General features: G+C 42.1%; 20 protein-coding genes. 6 read left to right on the top strand and 14 right to left on the bottom strand.

From position 1 onward, the window contains the following. The first annotated feature begins 33 nt into the window (after window positions 1–33). Window positions 34–1473: a sensor domain-containing diguanylate cyclase gene (locus tag ACSLUK_RS01380; RefSeq protein ID WP_448546701.1), complete on the top strand. Its 1440-nt coding sequence runs from the start codon at window positions 34–36 to the stop codon at window positions 1471–1473. Between the two features lie 31 nt (window positions 1474–1504). On the opposite strand, the gene ACSLUK_RS01375 is transcribed toward ACSLUK_RS01380, so the two are convergent. From ACSLUK_RS01375 to ACSLUK_RS01365, 3 genes are all read right to left on the bottom strand, one after another. Further along, window positions 1505–2371 (bottom strand): D-hexose-6-phosphate mutarotase, encoded by an 867-nt coding sequence (locus ACSLUK_RS01375; protein ID WP_448546700.1) that lies wholly within the window; start codon window positions 2369–2371, stop codon window positions 1505–1507. Window positions 2372–2533: 162 nt separating this feature from the next. Beyond that, complete coding sequence (locus tag ACSLUK_RS01370; RefSeq protein ID WP_448546699.1) at window positions 2534–3784, bottom strand: amidohydrolase family protein; 1251 nt, start codon at window positions 3782–3784, stop codon at window positions 2534–2536. A gap of 17 nt (window positions 3785–3801) precedes the next feature. Continuing rightward, complete coding sequence (locus ACSLUK_RS01365) at window positions 3802–5184, bottom strand: amidohydrolase (RefSeq protein ID WP_448546698.1); 1383 nt, start codon at window positions 5182–5184, stop codon at window positions 3802–3804. A 259-nt stretch (window positions 5185–5443) separates the two neighbouring features. Between ACSLUK_RS01365 and ACSLUK_RS01360 the strand changes: the two genes are divergently transcribed. Next, a complete protein-coding gene (locus tag ACSLUK_RS01360; protein ID WP_448546697.1) occupies window positions 5444–6145 on the top strand; it encodes an SOS response-associated peptidase family protein in 702 nt (233 codons plus the stop codon). Here ACSLUK_RS01360 and msrQ read toward each other — a convergent pair. From msrQ to ACSLUK_RS01345, 3 genes are all read right to left on the bottom strand, one after another. Further along, window positions 6128–6742, bottom strand: a complete 615-nt coding sequence (gene msrQ, locus ACSLUK_RS01355) for a protein-methionine-sulfoxide reductase heme-binding subunit MsrQ (RefSeq protein ID WP_448546696.1) — start codon at window positions 6740–6742, stop codon at window positions 6128–6130. The genes ACSLUK_RS01360 and msrQ overlap by 18 nt on opposite strands. Continuing rightward, on the bottom strand, window positions 6742–7746 hold the full coding sequence (gene msrP / locus ACSLUK_RS01350; protein WP_448546695.1) for a protein-methionine-sulfoxide reductase catalytic subunit MsrP: 1005 nt from the start codon (window positions 7744–7746) through the stop codon (window positions 6742–6744). The genes msrQ and msrP overlap by 1 nt, the downstream gene beginning before the upstream one ends. A gap of 172 nt (window positions 7747–7918) precedes the next feature. Then, window positions 7919–8290 carry a glutaredoxin family protein gene (locus ACSLUK_RS01345; RefSeq protein WP_448546694.1) on the bottom strand — a complete coding sequence of 124 codons (372 nt, stop codon included), beginning with the start codon at window positions 8288–8290 and terminating at the stop codon, window positions 7919–7921. Between the two features lie 238 nt (window positions 8291–8528). On the opposite strand from ACSLUK_RS01345, the gene ACSLUK_RS01340 reads away from it, so the two are divergent. After that, window positions 8529–9167 (top strand): ABC transporter ATP-binding protein, encoded by a 639-nt coding sequence (locus ACSLUK_RS01340; RefSeq protein ID WP_448546693.1) that lies wholly within the window; start codon window positions 8529–8531, stop codon window positions 9165–9167. After that, on the top strand, window positions 9167–10285 hold the full coding sequence (locus ACSLUK_RS01335) for a DUF6136 family protein (RefSeq protein ID WP_448546692.1): 1119 nt from the start codon (window positions 9167–9169) through the stop codon (window positions 10283–10285). The genes ACSLUK_RS01340 and ACSLUK_RS01335 overlap by 1 nt, the downstream gene beginning before the upstream one ends. 137 nt (window positions 10286–10422) lie before the next feature. On the opposite strand, the gene ACSLUK_RS01330 is transcribed toward ACSLUK_RS01335, so the two are convergent. The 8 genes from ACSLUK_RS01330 to ACSLUK_RS01295 all read right to left on the bottom strand — a co-directional run bounded on the left by ACSLUK_RS01330 (window position 10423) and on the right by ACSLUK_RS01295 (window position 17812). Then, complete coding sequence (locus tag ACSLUK_RS01330) at window positions 10423–10971, bottom strand: DUF2058 domain-containing protein (RefSeq protein WP_448546691.1); 549 nt, start codon at window positions 10969–10971, stop codon at window positions 10423–10425. A gap of 132 nt (window positions 10972–11103) precedes the next feature. After that, entirely contained in the window at window positions 11104–13359 is a 2256-nt protein-coding gene (locus ACSLUK_RS01325) for a xanthine dehydrogenase family protein molybdopterin-binding subunit (RefSeq protein ID WP_448546690.1), read from the bottom strand. A gap of 2 nt (window positions 13360–13361) precedes the next feature. Next, window positions 13362–13844, bottom strand: coding sequence for a (2Fe-2S)-binding protein (locus ACSLUK_RS01320; RefSeq protein ID WP_448546689.1), 483 nt, complete (start codon window positions 13842–13844; stop codon window positions 13362–13364). A 50-nt stretch (window positions 13845–13894) separates the two neighbouring features. Further along, window positions 13895–14515, bottom strand: coding sequence for a nucleotidyltransferase family protein (locus ACSLUK_RS01315; protein ID WP_448546688.1), 621 nt, complete (start codon window positions 14513–14515; stop codon window positions 13895–13897). Then, window positions 14493–15509 (bottom strand): XdhC family protein, encoded by a 1017-nt coding sequence (locus ACSLUK_RS01310; RefSeq protein WP_448546687.1) that lies wholly within the window; start codon window positions 15507–15509, stop codon window positions 14493–14495. Before ACSLUK_RS01310 ends, ACSLUK_RS01315 begins: the two co-directional genes overlap by 23 nt. A 1-nt stretch (window position 15510) precedes the next feature. After that, entirely contained in the window at window positions 15511–15945 is a 435-nt protein-coding gene (locus ACSLUK_RS01305) for an iron-sulfur cluster assembly scaffold protein (protein WP_448546686.1), read from the bottom strand. A gap of 57 nt (window positions 15946–16002) precedes the next feature. Next, a complete protein-coding gene (locus tag ACSLUK_RS01300; RefSeq protein WP_448546685.1) occupies window positions 16003–17235 on the bottom strand; it encodes an aminotransferase class V-fold PLP-dependent enzyme in 1233 nt (410 codons plus the stop codon). Window positions 17236–17449: 214 nt separating this feature from the next. Beyond that, the gene (locus ACSLUK_RS01295; protein ID WP_448546684.1) at window positions 17450–17812 is read right to left on the bottom strand and encodes a hypothetical protein; all 363 of its coding nucleotides are present in this window, start codon (window positions 17810–17812) and stop codon (window positions 17450–17452) included. A 476-nt stretch (window positions 17813–18288) separates the two neighbouring features. On the opposite strand from ACSLUK_RS01295, the gene ACSLUK_RS01290 reads away from it, so the two are divergent. Together ACSLUK_RS01290 and ACSLUK_RS01285 are read left to right on the top strand one after the other, a co-directional pair. After that, window positions 18289–20682: a penicillin acylase family protein gene (locus ACSLUK_RS01290; RefSeq protein ID WP_448546683.1), complete on the top strand. Its 2394-nt coding sequence runs from the start codon at window positions 18289–18291 to the stop codon at window positions 20680–20682. Between the two features lie 50 nt (window positions 20683–20732). Continuing rightward, complete coding sequence (locus tag ACSLUK_RS01285; RefSeq protein WP_448546682.1) at window positions 20733–21119, top strand: MAPEG family protein; 387 nt, start codon at window positions 20733–20735, stop codon at window positions 21117–21119. Window positions 21120–21125 lie beyond the last annotated feature (6 nt).

Genomic DNA, 21125 nt, shown 5'->3' with positions numbered 1-21125 from the left:
AAATAAACAATGTGCCCTTGATTTAAGCGCTTGATGAAATTTGTTCGACAGTTTGACCGTTACATTTCTCTTTTATATGTTTTAACGATCATATCTGTCGTTTTTACCTGTTACTTCACTTTTAAAGAAGTCATCGACAACTACCATAAGCGCCAGCGTGAAGCACTCATCCCATTATTTTCAATGATCAACAGTGAAATAATCCGTCCACTAAATATCGCTCATTTTATGGCAAACGATAAATTTTTGGTTGACTATATCGACCAAGAGAAAATTGAGAAAAAGGTATTACTGAGTTATTTACAACGTCTCACGCAGAGCTATCAAATGGTTGGTTTTGTCGCCAGCGAAAAACATGACTTCACCATTGAATCATCAGGAAAAATAGTAAGTTTACAAGATGACAATGCGGAGTGGTTTCACCGTATAAAAGCATTGCCAGACGATCACTATGTCGATATAGGCAATGTCAACGATCCTCACTTGTACTTCGACATAAAAATGCGAAATAGCAACAAAGAATTTCTTGGCTTTGCGGGTGTAGCACTTGATTTGAATCACTTTGCCGAACGGTTTGCTTTATATCACCAGCAATTTGGTTTTGAACTTATTTTTACCGACCATGAGGGCGAAATTACGCTCACGTCTAATCACTTAATGCGTACCGATAGCCACCACCGACAAGACGCTATCATTCATATCAGTTCGCTGCCATGGTTTAAGGTGTTTTCCCAACAAAACGATAGCAATTTAGATGAACAGATTGTGACCTCGGTATCCTATGAAGACAAACTTATCTCACGAATGCCCGTGAGTGATATTCAATGGCAACTCTATATTATCGCCCCATCTGCGTCTGAAAGAATTCAATATTGGCAGCTATTAGCGGGTCGATTAGGATTACTTTTTGTCATAATAATTGGTTTATATATGGGCTTTTTATGGACCTTTGGTTACTACAAGCGTTTAATTGTAAGAGGCAGCGAAATAGACTTTTTAACGAAACTGCCTAATCGCAGTTACGTTGACTGGCGATTCGATGAATTATGCGCAAAATACGCTCATGTCGTTGTTGTTCTAGCTGACATCGACAAATTCAAGCTTTTAAACGATACCTACGGTCACCTTGCCGGTGATATCGTACTAAAAGACATTGCCAAGCTAATGCACAATAACTTAAGAAAGGATGACATTGTTGGACGCTGGGGAGGCGAAGAGTTTGTCATTTTACTGCCAAATGCCAGCCATGATTCAGCACTTGAAATAATCAACCGACTGCGTGAAACCATTGCCCAAACGCCCTTTTATTTTTCGGACAAAAATCCACCACTGCACACATCAGTGAGTTTTGGCATATCAATAATTGCAAAAGACGATTGCACGCTAGAAGCGTTAGTCGCATCTGCCGATCGCGCGCTATATACGGCGAAAGCGAACGGCAGAAATCGTGTCGAAATAGATCAGCCCCAATAACATCATATACAACCTAAAGGGCTGATGGTCACTATGCAATCGGAGTCACTTTAACTTGCTGAGACATTACCATTGTATGTTGTGCTGGCACTGATACCCACTGAGTATTGGCCGCTTCTAAGCAAACATACTCGTTAAAACCGCCCGCATGTATATCCGGCATGTTATCTGCAATTGCTTGTCCAGGATTCCACAATACCCATTGTTCACATCCACCGGAAACAACTTCAATGTTACGTTGCCACCCAGAATCTATGATTTTCTGATGTTGATTGGTGTAATAGATACGATCAATCGGCCCTACACAATTGACTAAGTCATCAGTTAAACCATTACCTTGAGTAATTTTGTCATCAAAAACACTACGATTTAAGTTTGGTACTGTCACATTTTCCGGATCACTCACGCGAAAATAACTGTGCAATGCCCCCGAACATTCAATTGTTTTGTCAGTTGCGTTTGTTATAGCTAGTGATTGACTAAATTGCTCACCAAAGACTATGGTTTGCGTAAGCTTGAATTGATATGGCCATGCATCATGACATTGGCCACCATCAAATTCCAATACGATCGTTACTTGTTCAGCACAAATAGTTATGTCTGTATACTGCCACTGAGATTGACGAGCAAAACCATGATTTCCAGCATCATTGAATGGTCCAAACCAAGGCCAGCAAAGTGGAATACCACCGCGTATCGCCTTCCCTGATTTATACTCCGTTGCGGTACTCATCCACAGCACTTCTTGTTGTCCGTTTGGTTGCCAAGATAGCACCTGACCACCATATAAGCTGACACTGGCTTTTGATTTCGCATGATCAACATGCAATATCGCGACATCCGCCGTATGTTGAGTTAACGACACATTTCCGTATTCATTACTTTGAATTATATTCACTTATTACATCACAAATTTCTTACACGCATTGCACGATACTAAAAGAAAGCAACTCCGGAATAAAGCGTAAAAGTATTCATGATGACTATCACCAAGGCGCACAAGTTTATGGCAATAAAAAAGGTCGACTTGCGTCGACCTTTGTTTCATCAGTATTATGCGTTATTTAGTATACGCTCTTGGCATATCGCTTTTTGCCATGTAGCGCTCACGCAATGCGTCATGACGACTTTCAGTTGAGTACAACTTCCCGTTTATCCACATTTGCTCAACCTTAGTACTGAGTTCAAATGGATCACTGCTCCACAAAACTAAGTCAGCACGTTTGCCTACGGCAATACGACCTGCATTGATATCAAATGTATCGGCTACATTTGCGGTTACAGCAGCGAGTGCTTGGTCTTTGGTCATGCCATTAGCCACAGCGTTTCCAGCATCGAAACGAAGCTGATATAAATTGTGAGTATCGCCAGATACGGTTAGCACTACCTTCACACCTGCATTAGTTAGCACTGCGGCGTTATTTAATGACTGGTGCAACGTATCAAAGCTGCTTGGCAAATTAGACATCGCACTCATGACCACAGGCACTTCTGCTTTCGCCAATTTGTCAGCAATTAACACGGCATCACCTGCGCCCGCGACAACCAAATCAAGATTGAACTTAGCTTTCATATCAATTAGCGCAAGTAAATCAGTAGCTCGATCTGCGTAAGCCACCAATGTTTGCTCACCTGCGAGTAACGCATTGATGATCGCTTCATCACGTTTCGGTTCTTTTTCATCTGCTTTGTCATCATCAGACTTTTTATCTTTTTCAGCCTTCGCAAGTTTCTTTTGTGCATCTTCTAACTCGCGATAAAGCTTTTGCAATGACATTGCGCGTGAACCTTTACTTTGCGCACCTAAATCCACAATAACGGCATTGCCATTAGACACAATACTGTCAAACTCGCCAGAAAGTTCGGCAACAAATGCCAGCCCTTTGAAAATGCTTTCACCACCGCGAGGCACTACAACATTCGACGTAATACCACCTTTTCGTGTGTAGGCTATCGCAGAAGAGCGAGGATTGAACGCTATGCTTGGATCAAAGGTAATATCAGCCTTTTTATCTGACGCATCACGGCTACGTGACACGGCACTGACTTCGACAAGCCCTAATTGATTCATGGAACCAATTATTCCAGGCGTAAGTACTTTGCCTTGCGCATTAACCACAACATCTGCTGTGACATTTTCTGGGTTTATAGCCGTAATTTTACCATCGTCAATTACAACAGTTGCGTTAGTTAACACACCTTGCTCAGTAACGGTATGCACTGTGGCATTGGTAATTGCAATACTTTCTGCATTTGCTGCCGTGGCTGAAGCCAAAGCTAATGCTAACAAAGATGATTTAAATAGTTTCATTATAATTATCCCTAGCTTTACTTCTGACCTAGTAAGAAGTCACTTTTCGCCTGATATTTCTCGTCAAAACGATCATATACCTTTGCACCATCAACAAATACTTGCTCAGCTTGCGCATAAACACTGAATGGATTTTGATTCCAAATAACCACGTCAGCATTTTTACCTTTTTCTAAGCTACCAGTCTTATCAGCGATGCCTAGTGATTTAGCAGGGTTTGCCGTAATCCAGCGAATAGCATCTTCGGCTTTTAAATCGAAGCCACTTTCGTTAGCTCGGTATAGTATTTTACCCGCTTCTTGATTTAGGCGTTGAATAGTCGTACCAGAATCAGAGTGTACAACCGCACATGAATTTTTCACTGCATCAACGACTGCAACATTCTCTTGGATCATGTCATAGGCTTCCATTTTAAAGCCCCACCAATCAGGCCACATTGCCGCACAGTTACCGTTATCAGCTAATAAATCGGCAATTTTGTATGCCTCAATGGCATGATGGAACGTGCCAGAGTGGTAGTTAAATTCTTTGCCAAGATCAATCATCATCGCCATTTCTTCGGCTTTATAACAATGATTGTGAATTAGAATGTCACCTTCCAGCACACCTTTTAGTGTATCTAGCTCAATATCACGCGTAGGTGCTTCAGGGTTTTTGCCTGCGGCATAATCAGCTTCATACTTGTCCCAAGCGCGCTTATACTCAGTAGCTTCAGCCCAAGCCATGCGGTAGCCAGCCATATTCCCCATTCGCGTCGAAGGCGCCACTTTTTTACCGCCATATACACGTTTTGGATTTTCACCACACGCCATTTTTAGACCGTACGGAGCGTCTGGGAACTTCATACCTTGCATTGTATGGCTTGGTACGTTGCGTAACGTTACGCCACGCCCACCAAAAAGGTTTGCTGAACCTGGAAGAATTTGCATGGTAGTGATACCACCTGCACGTGCGGTTTGAAAGCCAGGATCTTGTGGCCAAACACTATGCTCAGCCCAAACTTCAGAAGTATTTGGTTGAGTTGCTTCATTACCATCCGAGTGAGACTCAACGCTTGGGCTAGGATAAACCCCTAAATGTGAATGCACGTCGATAATGCCCGGCGTGACCCACTTACCATTGGCATCAATCACAACAGCATCTGTAGAAGACAAGTTCTCTCCTACTTGTTCAACCTTGCCGTTCACCAACAACACGTCTGCATTATCTAATCGAGCACCAGTGCCTGTTAATACGGTAGCACTTTTAATCAGTACTTTTTGTTGTGATAATGGTTGGTAAGTACTCGGATATGGGTTCTTATTGATTGTGACCTTTTCGTCTTGTTTTTCAGATTGCAAACAACCCGTTAACGCAAGCGATACCGTAGCAACCAATAGCGATGGTATAAACTTTTGCATAAGAGATTCCCTATAGCGCAAAACTACAATTAATGCAGTCTCGTCATTTTTATCGTTATATAGAAGTTAGAGCTTGTTACTAATATTTTCTGTTTTTCATTAGCAATCGTTACACGATATTACGAATTACGATGATGAGCAAGTCATTGGCATAGCGTGATTATCTTCCTGCGACCAAATAACGATTACATGCGACTAACGGAAATTTGGCGTATGATTAACGAGGAAAACGAAGAGAATAAAGTTAGGAAACCATTAGATGTGCGGAAGACTTAATATAACAGACAACCCCTTTGTCACAGCACTGCTCGATGAACTGAATGTTACTAACAGAGAGACATTTCGAACATCTGAATTTGTTCGTGCAACCGACACCATCTCTATTGTTAGAGAAGTTAATGGCGAGCGTCAACTTGACGACGCAACTTGGTGGTTACTGCTTGAACCATCAGAAAAAGGCGGATTTAAACCATCGCGCTATACCAGTTTTAATACCCGTTACGACAAGCTCAATGTCAAAGGTAGCGCGGGCTATCATGCCTACCGAGAGCAGCGTTGTCTGATTGTTGCATCGGGTTTTGGGGAAACAGAGTTTGAACAACGTGGAAATCGAAAAGTGCCAGTGCATTATCATAATTTTTACGCGATCGACAGCGCCCTCGCCTTTGCAGGCCTGTATCGCCAGTGGGTTGATAAATCGACCGGTGAGTCCCAGTTTTCAACCTCTGTAATTACGTTACCTAGCCATGAGAAAATTCGCCCTTTTCATTCTAAAGCGAGTCCGATGATGCTTTCTCCACAAGGCGAACAAATTTCGCAATGGTTAAGCGCATCTACGGATATCTTACAATTTGATGAGTGGCTGTTACCTAAGATCTACAATGATTTAAGTGTGGTACCAATCAAGAAGCCAAGCGATCCTACACCACTCGCGCCAGCACAGCTAATTACCAGAGACTAACCACCGTTTAATTTTATCTTTGCGTAATGCCAGAATCATGATGCTTACCCCTAGATAAATCAATGGCTCAACAATATCTGATTTTACCGACCAATAAAAATGCACACCCGCTAGCAATAGCGCTAAATAACTATAATTATGCAATGTTTGCCATGATTTTCCCATGTGTCGCCTGATGCGTGGAACAGAAGTAATGGCTAGTGCAATTAGTATCACAAACGCTGTCATTCCTACGGTAATGTATGGCCGTTTTATAATTTCTTCCATAAAAAACAGCCAGTCGAACTGTACTTCAAATGCCAAGAAACTTATCACATGAACAAGCGCGTAAAAAAAGCCATAAAGGCCAAGTAGCCGCCTCACTTGCATGAGTTTTGCCCATTTAAAATGCTTAGCTAATGGCGATACGAGCAGTGTGAGCAACAACAAATTCAAAGCGCCCATGCCAGTAAAATGAAGTAACGCTTCAACCGGGTCTCCACCTAGCTGATCCATCACAGCTAAGTAAAATGTTGAGATCACTAAATATAAGCTCACACCATGAATTAACAGCTTCAACAGTATTACCTGCTGTTTCTTGACAATTGAGGTAAACATCAAAAATTGGCCTTTAGATCTAGCCCCTTGTACAAAGACGCCACTTCTTCACCATAGCCATTAAACATTTGTGTTTCTATACGATTGCGCGCAAACAAGCCGCCTGTCGTAATGCGGCGTTCACTTGCCTGACTCCATCTGGGGTGTGCGACATTAGGATTTACGTTGGCATAAAAACCATACTCATGTGGCGCTAAAATATTCCAGGTGGTTGGCGGCATATGTTCAACCAATTTAATCTTAACGATGGATTTGATGCTCTTAAAACCATACTTCCAAGGTACAACCAAACGAATTGGTGCACCATTTTGTGGTGGCAGTGTTTTGCCATATAAGCCTACGCTTAGCATGGTTAATGGGTGTTGCGCCTCATCGATACGTAACCCTTCTACATATGGATAATCGATACCACCACCAATTCTTCTGCTCGCCTGACCGGGCATTTGCTCAGGATCGTATAAGGTTTCGAATGCGACAAATTTAGCCTTAGAGGTCGGCTTAACTTTGGCGAGTAAATCACGCAATGAAAACCCTATCCATGGGATCACCATTGACCACGCCTCAACACAACGTAGACGATAAATACGCTCTTCCAGAGGAAGTTGACGATATAAGTCGTCATAGTCGAGTGTCATAGGCTTTTCACATTCACCTTCAATGCGTAATTTCCAAGGGTTTACTTTAAAATGCTGTGAATTTTCAATAGGGTCGCTTTTATTCGTGCCAAATTCATAAAAATTATTATGTGAAATCACTTTGGTTTCGGGCGTCAACGTTTGCGTGTCTTGCGATACGCTTTCGCTATATTTCAAAGGTGTTGTTGTAAAGCGTTCTTGCTTCTTAGAAAACCAATCTGCTTTGGCACTTTGGCTGGCACTCGCTAATAGCGTACCGGCACCAATATAGCCAAATTGCTTTAACAAATGGCGTCGGTTTAAGTAAATACTTTCATCAGTAACATGACTGTCGGTTAATTCACTTGTCTTAGGGATCTTAATTAGCATAACTTCTCCTGTCCTCAGCTAATAAGAAAGTGAATATCTACATTTGCTTTCAGCCAAATTACTTTTCGATTCAATCAAAAATACGATATCAATTGTAACAGGCAAAAAAAATCCGCTTCATCTTATCTCTTATTAGCTAGATGAAACGGACTTTCTCAATTCAATATGCGATTTATGCGGCTTTTTCTGGCACGAACTGTTCGAGATAATTAACGATATCTGACGACTCATAAAGCCATGTAACTTGGTTGTTTTCTTCAATTCGTAAACACGGCACAGTGCGCTTACCACCTTGTGCGATCAATTCTTCACGAAACTCCGGCTTTTGATTAATATTGCGAAGCTCAATATGTAAATTGTCTCTTTTCATTACACGACGTACTTTTACGCAAAATGGACACGCAGGCAATTGATATAAGCTAAGATGCTGTGTACTGGCATTCACTTTCTCTTGCTCGTCCGCTGCTCGCTTGACGCGTTTAGGTGAAAATATAAAATCAAAAAACAAAATAATTCGTCCAATTATCCAACGAAGTACAACCATAGCTCTACCTTTTTACCTCAAATCTGTTTTGTAGCAAATTATACCAATCCGTATAATACCAATCCGCATAAGAAATTGCTCTCGAAGCGGCCAATTGTACCACAAAGTATGAACAATCGTTTAATTACCACTAACAGACTACCAAATAGAAATGTTTGCTTACGCTCTTGTCTTGAGTTTGTATTTGCATTCACGCATAGTAAGCGCTAACCCAAAGTAGAATACCTGTTATCACAAGATGTTAGTCGCACAAAACCTAATAAAAAACTATGGTGCTAAACCTGTCATTGAAAAACTCAATGTGTCGTTTAAACGCAGACACTATTGTATTAGCGGTGTTAATGGTTGTGGAAAAACCACATTGTTAACCATACTTGCTGGCATTGAGCCCGCAACCGCAGGTAAAGTGACACTAAATAACGCTAGTATTCACACGACTATCACGCGAAAAAAAATTGGCATATCCAGCGATAGAATCGTTTTACCTGAATTATTGACCGCAGAACAATTAATCCGTTTCCATTGTCAGCAACACCATTGCGCTTACCCGACAGAAATTATTAATGCCTTATTTTTTGATATTCAATTGCCTAATCTGGTAAATGCATTATCGTTAGGTAGCTTGAAGAAACTCTCGCTAATATTAGCGCTAGCTCATCGTCCTGAATGTCTATTGCTTGATGAGCCAACCACGGGTTTAGATAGTAGTTCACGAGAGTGGTTACTTACACACATCACCAATTATCATGGCATTGTCATTGTGACCAGCCACGAAGCTGACTTCATTGACAACCCGTTATACCTACAACTTCCTTTTGCCCAACTTCAAGGACAGGGAGAGAAAAAAGGAGAAGGAACGGGAGAAAAAGTTCAGTGATGAGTTACTTGTCGCTAAGGTTTAGAGTTTACCAACATAGCGTAAAAACAACAGTGTCCGCACTGGCGGAGTTATTGACGTTTTTGATGATGGTACTCTATTTGGCAATTCCTGCCATTGTTTTTACTGCACTCGTTTCATTAAGCATCATTGAAGATATTCGAGAGCCAGTGTCTACTCAAGCGTTATACCAAGGTTTATATCTAGCAGTAACCTATTTGCTTATTCGAATTCAAAAAAAGGCGATTATGGGAGGTGACAATCAGCTCTATTTTGCCACTTTACCTGTATCACCAGTAAAAAGTGGCGCTGTGTCATGTTTAATCGCAGCTGTTGCAGGAAACCTTCCCCTATTAATGCCACTTTACTTGCTCTCCTATGTGACTTCGACTGAACAATTGGTGCAGCACGCACACTTTGTTTTGTTTAGCATCACCGTATTGCTTGTTGCCGTCTATTGCATCACCCGTCGGCGACCTCCGATATTTACCGCTTTATTCATTGTAACTGTGGTCACGGTTGGCGAAATATCGGCTGCATTTCCGTCATTGAGCACGTTCAACTTAAGTTTATTGCTCGTGCTTATACTTGAATTTATCGGACAAAAAGCACTGGAGCATAAAGTACTTTCAACACTTAAAATTCGTGCCAAGACTTATTGGCAACTTAGAGCTATTTATATCTCACGAGCTCCATTTTCTGTCGTTATACGGCTAGTACTCATTTGCATTTTTTTAGCGTTAATCGCTTTTGTGCAACTGAAATTATCAAAGATCGCAACCTTAGAGATTCAGCTAATTTGCTGTTATGTCCTTGGGTTACTCATAGGCTCACTACAATTTGAACACCAAACGTTTAAAAAGAAGTATCACTATTATCTGGCGTTAGCGCATTTGTCTTTAAGACGTTGCTTAATTCAAGAAACAGTGATGGCATTATTTTTTAGTTTACTGGTGGGTTATCTGATGATGGTCTGGCTAAATTTTGCGACGTCAGTGCTTGTGTACATGCCGCTCATGACGTTCATTACGGCACTATCCGTGGTAAAACTTAACAAGAGCTTTTTTATCCCTAGTGCATTTGTTGCGCTAACGATAGTGGTATTTCATTTACTGTAGTTGAGGTTTAGATAGTAGTTGAGGTTTAGATTGTAGTTGAGGTTTAGGTTGGAGATAAGGTAATCGTTGAAGTGGTAACAATAATCAAATCGCTAGCCGTTAATGAACGACTAGCTCGTTTTTGATGCAGGGCAACATTACCACATAAGGTCATCAGGAATTTGAAATTCCGCATATGGGTCATCTTCGTCTACTTGCTCTTCTACACGGTCATTCTTAACAAGTATTACCGAAGGCGCTAACTCAGCTACTTTATCGGCAGTTTCACGAGTCACCACATAAACTTGCTGCTCCAATCCACAAACCGCGAGTCTGCCATTGGTCAACGCTTGCAATGTTTTTTCATCAACATAAAGCTTTTTAACGATATTCTCAAACGTGTAGTTGTATACCGTTTCACCTTCAATGCCAGTAATTTGATGATGCTCTAAAATTTGTTTGATTCGCAAGCTTGCTTCTTTTTCAGCCAATGCTTGCTGCTTGGCAGCATTCAACGCCTGGTCTTTGCGTTGTTTTTCTAATTTAGTAGCACTCACACTGTCTTTTACTTGCTCTTCAATGCTAGTTTCTACCTTCACTCCACTGCGTTTTTGCTTATTTTTTTTGCGCTTGTCTGTATTTGCCTGACGCGCTTTTTGTTTGGTTGTTAAACCTGCTTTAAGTAGTTGTTCCTGTAAAGATGCCATAACTCAATTCTTCAATGTGACATAATGCTGTCGATATAATATCAAGGATTGTTATTGCGCAACAACCTCCAAAACACGAGAAAAAAGAAAAGCAGCGTAATGCTGCTTTTCTACTAGGCTAAATGACACGATTTACACAATGCCATATTGTTTTAGTGGCAATTCTCGATAGCGTTTACCTGTTGCTTGATAAATGGCATTACAGATCGCTGGTGCTACCGGCGGCACACCGGGTTCGCCAACACCACCCGGAGGCGCATCACTTGCAACGATGCTTACCTCTGTGGGTGGAATCTCATGCATTCTTGCCATCGCATAACCATCAAAATTGCTTTGCTCAATCACGCCTTTTTTAGCAGTAATTTCACCGTAGAATGCCAATGAGATACCGAATACCGCGGCTCCTTCCATTTGTGCTCTAATTCGCTCAGGGTTTACCGCGGTACCGCAATCGACATTCATCCAAATATGTTCGAGTTTTATCTTACCCCCTGCATTGGCCGACACTTCAACAACACAGGCAACATAGCTGGCAAAGCTACGATGTACTGCAATGCCCAATCCATGACCTTTAGGTAACTCACGCCCCCAGTTCGCCATTTCCCCAACGTTTTTAACTACGCGTTTTAATCGCGCCGTATCGATAGGGTACTCAGATAGGCTTTCACCATAGTTGCCATACTTGGCTTTTTCTTTATTAGGATCAATGTGTCTATCTTCTCCGAGTAACGACAATAAGTACTGTTGACTATCTACTCCTGCATTCACCGCCAATTCATCTGCAAATGAACAAACCGCAAATGCCTGATTGATATTTGTTACAGATCGCATCCAACCGATGCGTGTATGCGCAGTGGCTTTACCTGCACTACAACGAATATTGGCAATATCATAAGGCATATCGACTAAGCCCAAATCGCCTTCAAATCCAATTAAGTCAGCGCCTTTGCTAAAAGTGGAACTAATTGTTGGCGCAGCAGCGACATGATGCCATGCCGTAACCTTGTTTTGTTGATCAATACCTGCCGTTAATGTTTGGTAACTAACCGCATGGTAGTAACCATTTTGAATTTCATCCTCACGTGTCCACACAACCTTAATGGGTAAATTGAGTTGCTTAGACAGGACGGCCGCTTCAACAACAAAATCAGGTTTAGATTTACGGCCGAAACCACCGCCTAACAAGGTGACATTTACCTTTACTTTCTCGGGTTCAAGCCCAAGGAATTGCGCCACATTACCTTGCGCCGACTGTGGCGTTTGGGTAGATGCCCAAATCTCAACCATTCCGTCATGAAAGTGTGCGGCTGCGGCTGGGGCTTCCATAGGTGCATGAATAAGTTCAGGTACGTAATAACTCGCAGAGAGCGTGTTTGAAGCACTTGCCAGCGCTGTGTCAACATCCCCTTTGTCACGCAACACTGCAGTAGGACTTTTACAGCTGTTTTTTAGCGACTCTTTATACACATCACTGTCGTAAGAAGCATGTGCGCTTTCTTGCCACTCGATTTCCAGTGCCTCGCGCCCTTTTAAGGCAGCCCACATGTTGTCAGCAATTACTGCCACACCGCCTAACGGTTTAAACAGCACAGGCTCTTCTACGTCAGCAAGTTTAATAACATCCACAACCCCTTTAACTTTCAAAGCGTTAGTTGCATCAAAAGACTTCACCTTGCTCGCTAATACTGGCGGGCGTGCAATCACTGCTGTTTTCATATTGGGTAACTGCACATCAATGCCGAACGTGGTGTTCCCGGTAGCGATGTCTTTACCATCAACCAGTGCAATGTTGTCTTTACCAATAAACTTGAAGTCTTTCTTGGCCTTTAGCTCCAGTGTATTCGAATCAGGAACGGGAAGCGTACTGGCGATCGCGACCAGTTCACCATACGTTAATTTTTCACCTGAATTACGACGGTAGATGGCATTATTTTTAGCGTATACCTCTGATAATGGTACTTGCCATTGTTGCGCAGCAGCTTGTTCTAGCATGGTACGGGCAATTGCGCCGGCTTCCCGTAAAGGTTGATAAAAATTACGTACTGAGCGAGAACCATCGGTATTTTGGCTACCAAACTTTTTATCACCTAGTCCTTGAATCACAGCCACTTGTTCCCAGTCTGCTTCTAACTCATCAGCGACTATCATCGGGATACTGGTACGGATCCCTTGCCCCATTTCAGAGCGATGAACAATCACGCTGACAATGTTGTCTACACCAATTTGAACATAGACGCTTGGCGAAAAAACAGTAGACTCAGTTACCCTCGCTAATGCTTTAGGTATCCCAAGAACAGACGAAAATTGCACACCTAACACAAATGCACTTGAACTTATGCCCAATCCTTTTAGAAAGCCTCGACGGCTCACATTTTCAATTTGCTTCATCGTTATACTCCCTTAACTTCTGTCGCTAATTCATCTGCCAAATCCGCAGCCATGTGTATCGCCTGACGAATGCGAGTGTAAGTGCCACATCGACAAATATTGCCACTCATCGCGGTATCAATTTGCTCATCCGTTGGTTTAGGATGTTGCTTAAGCAGCGCGGCAGCTGACATCATTTGCCCAGACTGACAGTAGCCACATTGCGGTACATTTAACGCTTGCCATGCCTGCTGAACCGCGTGGTCGCCTTGCTCTGAAAGCCCTTCTATAGTGGTAATCGCTTTATCTGCAACAGCGGCCACAGGAATACTACAAGAGCGTAGAGGTTGGCCATCCACGTGAACCGTACACGCGCCGCACAACCCTTTGCCACAACCATATTTGGTTCCTGTATACTGCAAAATATCTCTCAATACCCATAGCAAGGGCATTTGGTCATCCTCGTCAAACTGATGTTTTTTACCGTTTACTTGTAACGTGATCATTGCTCGATTCCTTCAACTTGATTGTTTTTCGCAAAGAATTGCGAACTTTTTTATTGTTGCAGACAACTTGATTGCATTAGTGCTAATTGTTCCGGTGTGTCTAAGTCACAAAACGCCTGCCACAGCGCAAAATGCTTCACCGAGTTTTTATTATTATTGATTACAACTTTTGCTCCTTGATCACCCGACAACTGCATGAGTTCTTCAAATTGCCTATTTGGGAAGATCACGGGGGGGCCAATGTTGTTATTTGTGTCATCTTGGGCGATGAAGATATTTGTCATATCGTGGCGCCATGCTTCATTTATCGCCTGAAGGTGCTGTCCAGTTAATCGCCATTGATCGACTAGCACTATCATCACTCCGGCATATGATTGATGTTGCTGTTGAATATGACTAACCGCACACGCAATTGAATTCCCAATGCCCTGCTGCCAATGCTCATTGACGATCAGGTTTATTGGCAAATTGGTTAGCAACGGTGAAATATTATTGGCATTGCACCCTAACACGCAATAAACATCCGACTGCAATTCTAGTGCGAGTTCGCATTGGCGAACAACTAACGGTTTTCCTTCATATTCTACCAATTGCTTAGGTTGCCCTAGACGCGTAGACGCCCCAGCTGCAAGCACAACAATGGCTAACTTAGCCAAACTCAACTTCTCCATGACAACGGCTAACGATCAATTCCGAATTTTTCTCTACGCTTTTGGCGAAGTACGCTTGAATTTCAGCACATATTGACAAAGCGATCGCTTCAGGACCTCGTCCACCAATATTTAGCCCAATAGGACCATGAATTTTTTCAATTTGGTTAGCAGGAATACACTGTCTTTCCAGTAATTTATCCCGACGTGTTTTAGGCCCTAACAGGCCGATATAGTCAACATTCTCATTGAGCACTGTGGACAGTAGCAGCCCATCTCGCTCTAAGCTGTGGGTCATAATGACAACACCATTAGCTTTCATGAACAATGACGCCATTTCTGCCGTTGATTTCATCAACACTTTGTTTTGGCATGAGTTAAAAGCATGACGACGTAGAGCTACTTTGCGATGATCAATAATCGACACAGTCCATCCTAGTAATTTCATCATCGCAACGAGTGGCTCTGCATCAGGACCAGCACCGCAAATAACAATATGCAAAGATGGTTCAATCGACAGTTGAAATTGTTCATATGGAAATGTGGCAGCACCAACAGATGATGGGCGAGATTCCTGAGATTCATTTACAAAACTTGCACAGGCAGTTTGCTTGTCACCAACGGAAAACTGATATTGCCCGCTCTGTCCATTTTTGACGGCATCAATTACCTTATCGAAAGACAAATAAGCGTTTTGCTGATTTAGCGGCAGCAATGCGATATCCAAAGAACCATCACAACCCAGTCCTAGCCCCCATAATGATTCATCGTCGCTCTGCAGATTGTAACTCAGCCTCTTGACTTGGTTCCCCTGCATCACTGACTGAGCGTGCAAACAAATGTCCTCTTCTAGACATCCTCCACTCAATAATCCGGTACTTTTTCCAGCACTATCAACTAACATCATAGCGCCAGCTTTGTGATAAGTTGAACCTTGGGTATCAACAATCACCGCCAGCACAAAAGCATTGTGGGTATTAAAAACGTTTGAAAAGGATGACCATTGCTGTTGCATATTAGTGCCAGTTGTCCATTAATTTAGCTAACGTTGTCCAGGGAAGCCTCGCACATTGCAAACGTATGGGATAGGCGTGTACGCTGGATAAAGCTTTCATTTCTGAATCGACCGAGTCTTCGAACAGCGCATTATTTGAATTATCTACATTAAGGTAATTAAGCGATATTTGTATAATATCTTGCACTTGTTGCCGTGTTTTTCCGGGTATTAGTTGACACATGATAGAAGCGGACGCCCGGCAAATTGCACAACTTTCGCCTGCAAATCCAAGTGCTTCAAAACAACTATCAGAAAGTTTAGCGTTAACAAAAACCTCATCACCACATGCCCCATTTTCGCCTTCTGCAAAATGGGTAAAGTCACCCTTTAATTCATATCCTGTTGGAGATTTATGATGTGCCAACAGCAATGCTTGATACAAATCTTCAGCCACTATGTTCCTCCCAATTGCTACTCAACAGTTCTTTAACATACCTGAGCAGCAAAGCGATTAAGTCAAAGTATTATGTGCATTTGCCAGCGCGCTCACTAACCTGTCAACATCATCGTGGGTGTTATACATCCCTATCGAAGCACGAACACTAGATTTGACCCCCAGCGCTTGATGTAAAGGTTGTGTACAATGATGTCCTGCCCTAACTGCGATATTTTCACTATCTAAGATAGACGCAACATCATGACTATGCACATTTTTTAATGTAAATGAATGCACTAAACGCGCGGGTTTGTCGATAGGCTTTTCGTTATTTGGTAGTAAATAGTCGATAAATGGCAATTCTTCGAGCGCATGCTGTAAATAATCATTCAACTTGCTGGTGTATAGATGTAATTTTCGCCATGAGATAAATTCCAAATAATCAATTGCTTCTACCATGCCAACAATAGCAGCAATGTGATGACTTCCAGCTTCAAATTTTAATGGCCCGTCGATGAATTCGCTTTTTTCCGTTGTTACTTTTTGAACAATGCCACCACCGAGTATAAAAGGTAAAGCCTCATGCTGAACACTGTGTTTAGCATAAAGCACGCCAATACCAGTAGGCCCGTATAGCTTGTGCGCGGAAAAAGCATAGAAATCACAACCAATATCAAGCACATCCACATCGCAATGAACGATTCCTTGCGCCCCATCAACAATTGACAAAATTCCACGCTTGCTCGCCATTTGGCAAATTTCTTTTATCGGATTGACAACACCAAGTACATTTGAAACATGTGTTATTGCAACCAATACCGTATTTTCATCCATCAGTTCAGCACAGGCTTGCACATCAATTTCTCCCTCTGAGGTGATTGGTATCACGCGTAGTTCACAACCGTACTCTGCACACAGAGCCTGCCATGGTAAAAAGTTGGCGTGGTGCTCTGCTTGCGACACAAGAATATTCGCTTGCTGATGCATCCGTGGCCTTACAAATGAGTGTGCAACAAGGTTAATAGCTTCTGTAGTTCCCGCAGTAAAAATGATTTCTTGGGAAGAACTGGCATTGAGAAAGCTTGAAAGAAGTGAACGTGCATCTTCAACAATTTGTGTTGCTTTTGCGCTCAGCCGATACAAACCACGATGACTGTTGGCATGTTGATAACATTGATAATGATACATGGCATCAGCCACACTTTTGGGCAAGAACGTGGTAGCGGCATTATCTAAATAACAAATGAATGGTTGCGCATGGGACGAGAAAATTGGGAAATCTTGCTTCCATGGACTTGTATAAGACATAAGTAGGGATTGTCGGTTTATAATCCCAATACGCTAACAGGACAATTAAACGTCAACAACCTGTTAAATGTAACGATTAATGACGAAATTAACCGAATCTATGGCTATCACGACCATGAACCCAATCACAAAGAAAAACAGACGGTTGTGTATATTAAGCAAACAACTTTTCGAATGAGCGCACAGTGCTTTAACTTTCTTTAAAGCAAGCGACTTATTTCACTAAGCGCATTGGTACTTTGTCAGTATCGCTCTTAGCCTCTGTTTCCGATTCTACTGCATCAGAAGACAAATTGACTTGACGTGTAATTGATTGACCATTTTGAAAACGGTGATAAGAAAATCCATCCAGCTCTAAATGTTCTGCAAACGCCTTGAAGGTTTCAAAGTCTTCTCGAGTGATGTTTTCATCATCTTTATTTAGTAACCCATCTATATACATTTGATCACCATTTATGTTGCAGTTGGCGATGGCTGTATATGGCTTTCCATATTGGTCGACTTTTAGTGCTCTAACAGTCTTTAGCTCAAATACCCATTCTCCGATCTGGACATAGCGCGAGTTGTGATTTTTCATTATGTAATACTGGCTTAGGTTATTTGTTATTGGGGGCTAGCGATAGCTCAAATAAAAAATGTATATCTACTAAATTGAGCAAAAACAACTAACAACATATTTATCGCTTTACGAACTTTCATATATTGGCCTGAAAGTCGAAAACACAAGCGTATTATTTCACTGGAATAAATTGCGCTCGACGAACACAGTAAATCACCATCTAAGAAACTGGTTCTAATGCACATGATGCCAATTGGCTTAAAGATCTCAGTCAATTGGTATAAATGACCACAAACCTTTCATTTTCCAAGCGGTACGTATTATTGCATTCTCAATCAAGATTCACTAACAGTTTCTAATTAATTTTCGATTAATCAATATTAACAACACATTAGCGCTATATCTGTTGTAACATTCATTTTTTTGGTCATCAATTGTTAACATTGTGCATTTAATGTAACCTCTATTTAATCTGCCATAAACTTGCTAAAGCCATGAATATAACCAAGCAAATTATTCTCGGTATTTTTCTCACGCTTATTTTAGCGTTCTCCGTATTTATTACATGGGTATACAGTCGAATAGATAGCTCCTTACCACAACTCGATGGGCAAAAATCAATTTACGGGTTGTCGGCTTCAGTTACTGTCAATCGTGATAAACAAGGCATTCCAACAATTATTGCTAAGGATCGCATCGATCTAGCCGTAGCAACCGGATTTATTCATGCCCAAGAGCGTTTTTTTCAAATGGATTTATTGCGCCGAAATTCTGCTGGAGAATTATCAAGCCTGTTTGGCCAAATCGCCCTTGATTATGACACAGAGATTAGACAGCACCGCTTTAGGGAACGCGCTCAATCAATTTTCAATAACTTGCCCGACGTACAAAAAACGATTTTGAAAGCTTACACGCAAGGTGTTAACGAAGGGTTGAATCATTTATACGCCAAACCATTTGAATATTACCTATTGCAGCAAGAGCCTGTTGAATGGCAAGAAGTCGATACAATTTTAACGGTATTAAGCATGTACATTGATCTGCAATATTCTGATGGTGAACGAGAGCGTACGCTTGGCTTGTTGCAATCGACCCTCAGTAAGCAAGCGTATCATTTTCTTAATCCCATGGGGAGCCAATGGGATGCCGCTATAGACCATACAGAATTCTCTGCATCACCTTTGCCTTCAATGCCATGGCCCTCTGCATCAGCCAGTCTCGCAAATATAAGTGCCGAAACTAAAGTAAATAGCACTAGTATTAAGGATCGCCATTATTCTCCTGGTTCAAATAATTGGGCGGTGTCTGGCAATATTAGCCAAACGGGCAGTGCCATCGTCGCAAATGACATGCATTTAGGCATTAGAGTACCCAACACGTGGTTTAGAGCATCTTTTGAGTATCAACAAGACGATATGCCGATTAAAGTTACAGGTGCCACGCTTCCGGGTACACCGATAGTTGTGGTGGGCAGCAATGGTCATATTGCATGGGGCTTTACCAATAGCTATGGTGACTGGAGTGACGTTATCACACTAGAAACAAATGAAGATGGTAGCCAGTATTTGACACCCGATGGATTTGAACCTTTCATTCCGCGAGAACAAATCATCGCGGTTAAAGGTGCGCCTTCAGTCAAAATTACAACCTATGATACCCGCTGGGGTCCGGTTATAGGTACTGACCACCAAGGCAACAAAATGGCCTACCGCTGGGTCGCCCATGACCTAAATGCTGTCAACCTCACTCATATGCAACTAGAAACCACTCAAGGTGTTGATGAAGCCATTGAAATTGCAGCAATGGCAGGTATTCCATCACAAAACTTCATGGTAGGTGATAAACAAGGCAATATTGGTTGGACAATTATGGGGCCAATGCCTAAAAAAACAGACGGCTTGGGTGAAGTGCCGACATCATGGGCCGATGGTAGTAATGGATGGCTAGGATATTACGAGCCAAGCGAATACCCCAAATTAATCAACCCTGCTCAAGATCGTCTTTGGACCGCTAATTCGCGTGTTATTGGTGGCGAGATGTATGACAAGATTGGCAATGGTGGCTACGCACTAGGTGCACGTGCCCAACAAATTAAAAAGCGTTTGTTTGCTAAAGAACAGTTCAATGAACAAGCGCTATTGGCCATAGCTCTCGATGATGAAGCGATCTTTTTAACACGTTGGCAAAAGATACTATTGGAGCAAGTTTTAACACCTGAAAATCTGAAGAAACATCCAAAATGGCAACAAGCGCTTGAATTTGTTAAGCAAAAACCTTTGTTTGCCAGTGTAGATTCAGTTGGTTATCGCCTTGTCAGTCAATTTCGTATTGAAACCCGAGCGTTAGTCTTTGAGCCATTAGAAACACAGTTGTCACAGTTGGATGAAAACTTTTCACTTCACAGTATTCGCCATCAGTTGGAAACCCCCTTATGGCAATTAGTCAGTGAGCAACCCGACAACTACCTACTTAAGCAGCAAGAAAGCTGGCAGGCATTACTTGAGCTTGCGTTAACGAACACGATAAGTGAACTAACGGATGGCCAACCCTTATCAAGCGCAACATGGGGACAAGAAAACACCAGTAACATAAAACATCCACTCAGTGCCGCCGTACCATTGTTGGGCAACTGGTTAGATATGCCTAATACGCCTCTAGCAGGCGACACATATATGCCTAGGGTTCAGGGCAAAGCATTTGGTGCGTCAGAACGTATGGTTGTATCTCCCGGGTATGAGTCACAAGGTATATTTCATATGCCAACCAGTCAATCAGGCCATCCATGGAGTCCTTATTACCGCATAGGACATGAAGATTGGGAGCAAGGTAAGCCATCACCATTTTTACCGGGGGAAACCCAATATACTCTAACCTTGCATAGCTATTAGTCTCACTATGAACAAACTAAGAAAACAACAACGATAATTAAGGACGAATTGTGGAAGTATTAATTTTATGTTTATTTGCCGCTGCACTATTACCCTATTTAGCCAAGCTTCCCGTAGCAGTCGCTATGAGCAAACAGGGAGGTTACGATAATGAACATCCCCGCGAACAGCAATCAAAGCTAACAGGCTATGGCGCAAGAGCATTAGCTGCGCATCAAAATGCGTTTGAATCGTTGCTGATTTTTGCTATTGCAGTGCTATGTGCCATCACTACACACACTACGGGAGAGTTTATTCAGCAACTCGCTATGATTCACGTTGGCGCGCGCATCACATATCATTTGTTATATCTATATAACTTGAGCACACTTCGGTCACTAGTATGGTTTGTTGCCACATGCAGTTCATTCGTGATGTTATATCAATGCATTCCATAACAATGC

This window comes from Thalassotalea fusca (assembly GCF_053485835.1).
The sequence above is the reverse complement of the archived record's forward strand: the minus strand, read 5'-3'. Positions and strand labels throughout refer to the sequence as shown.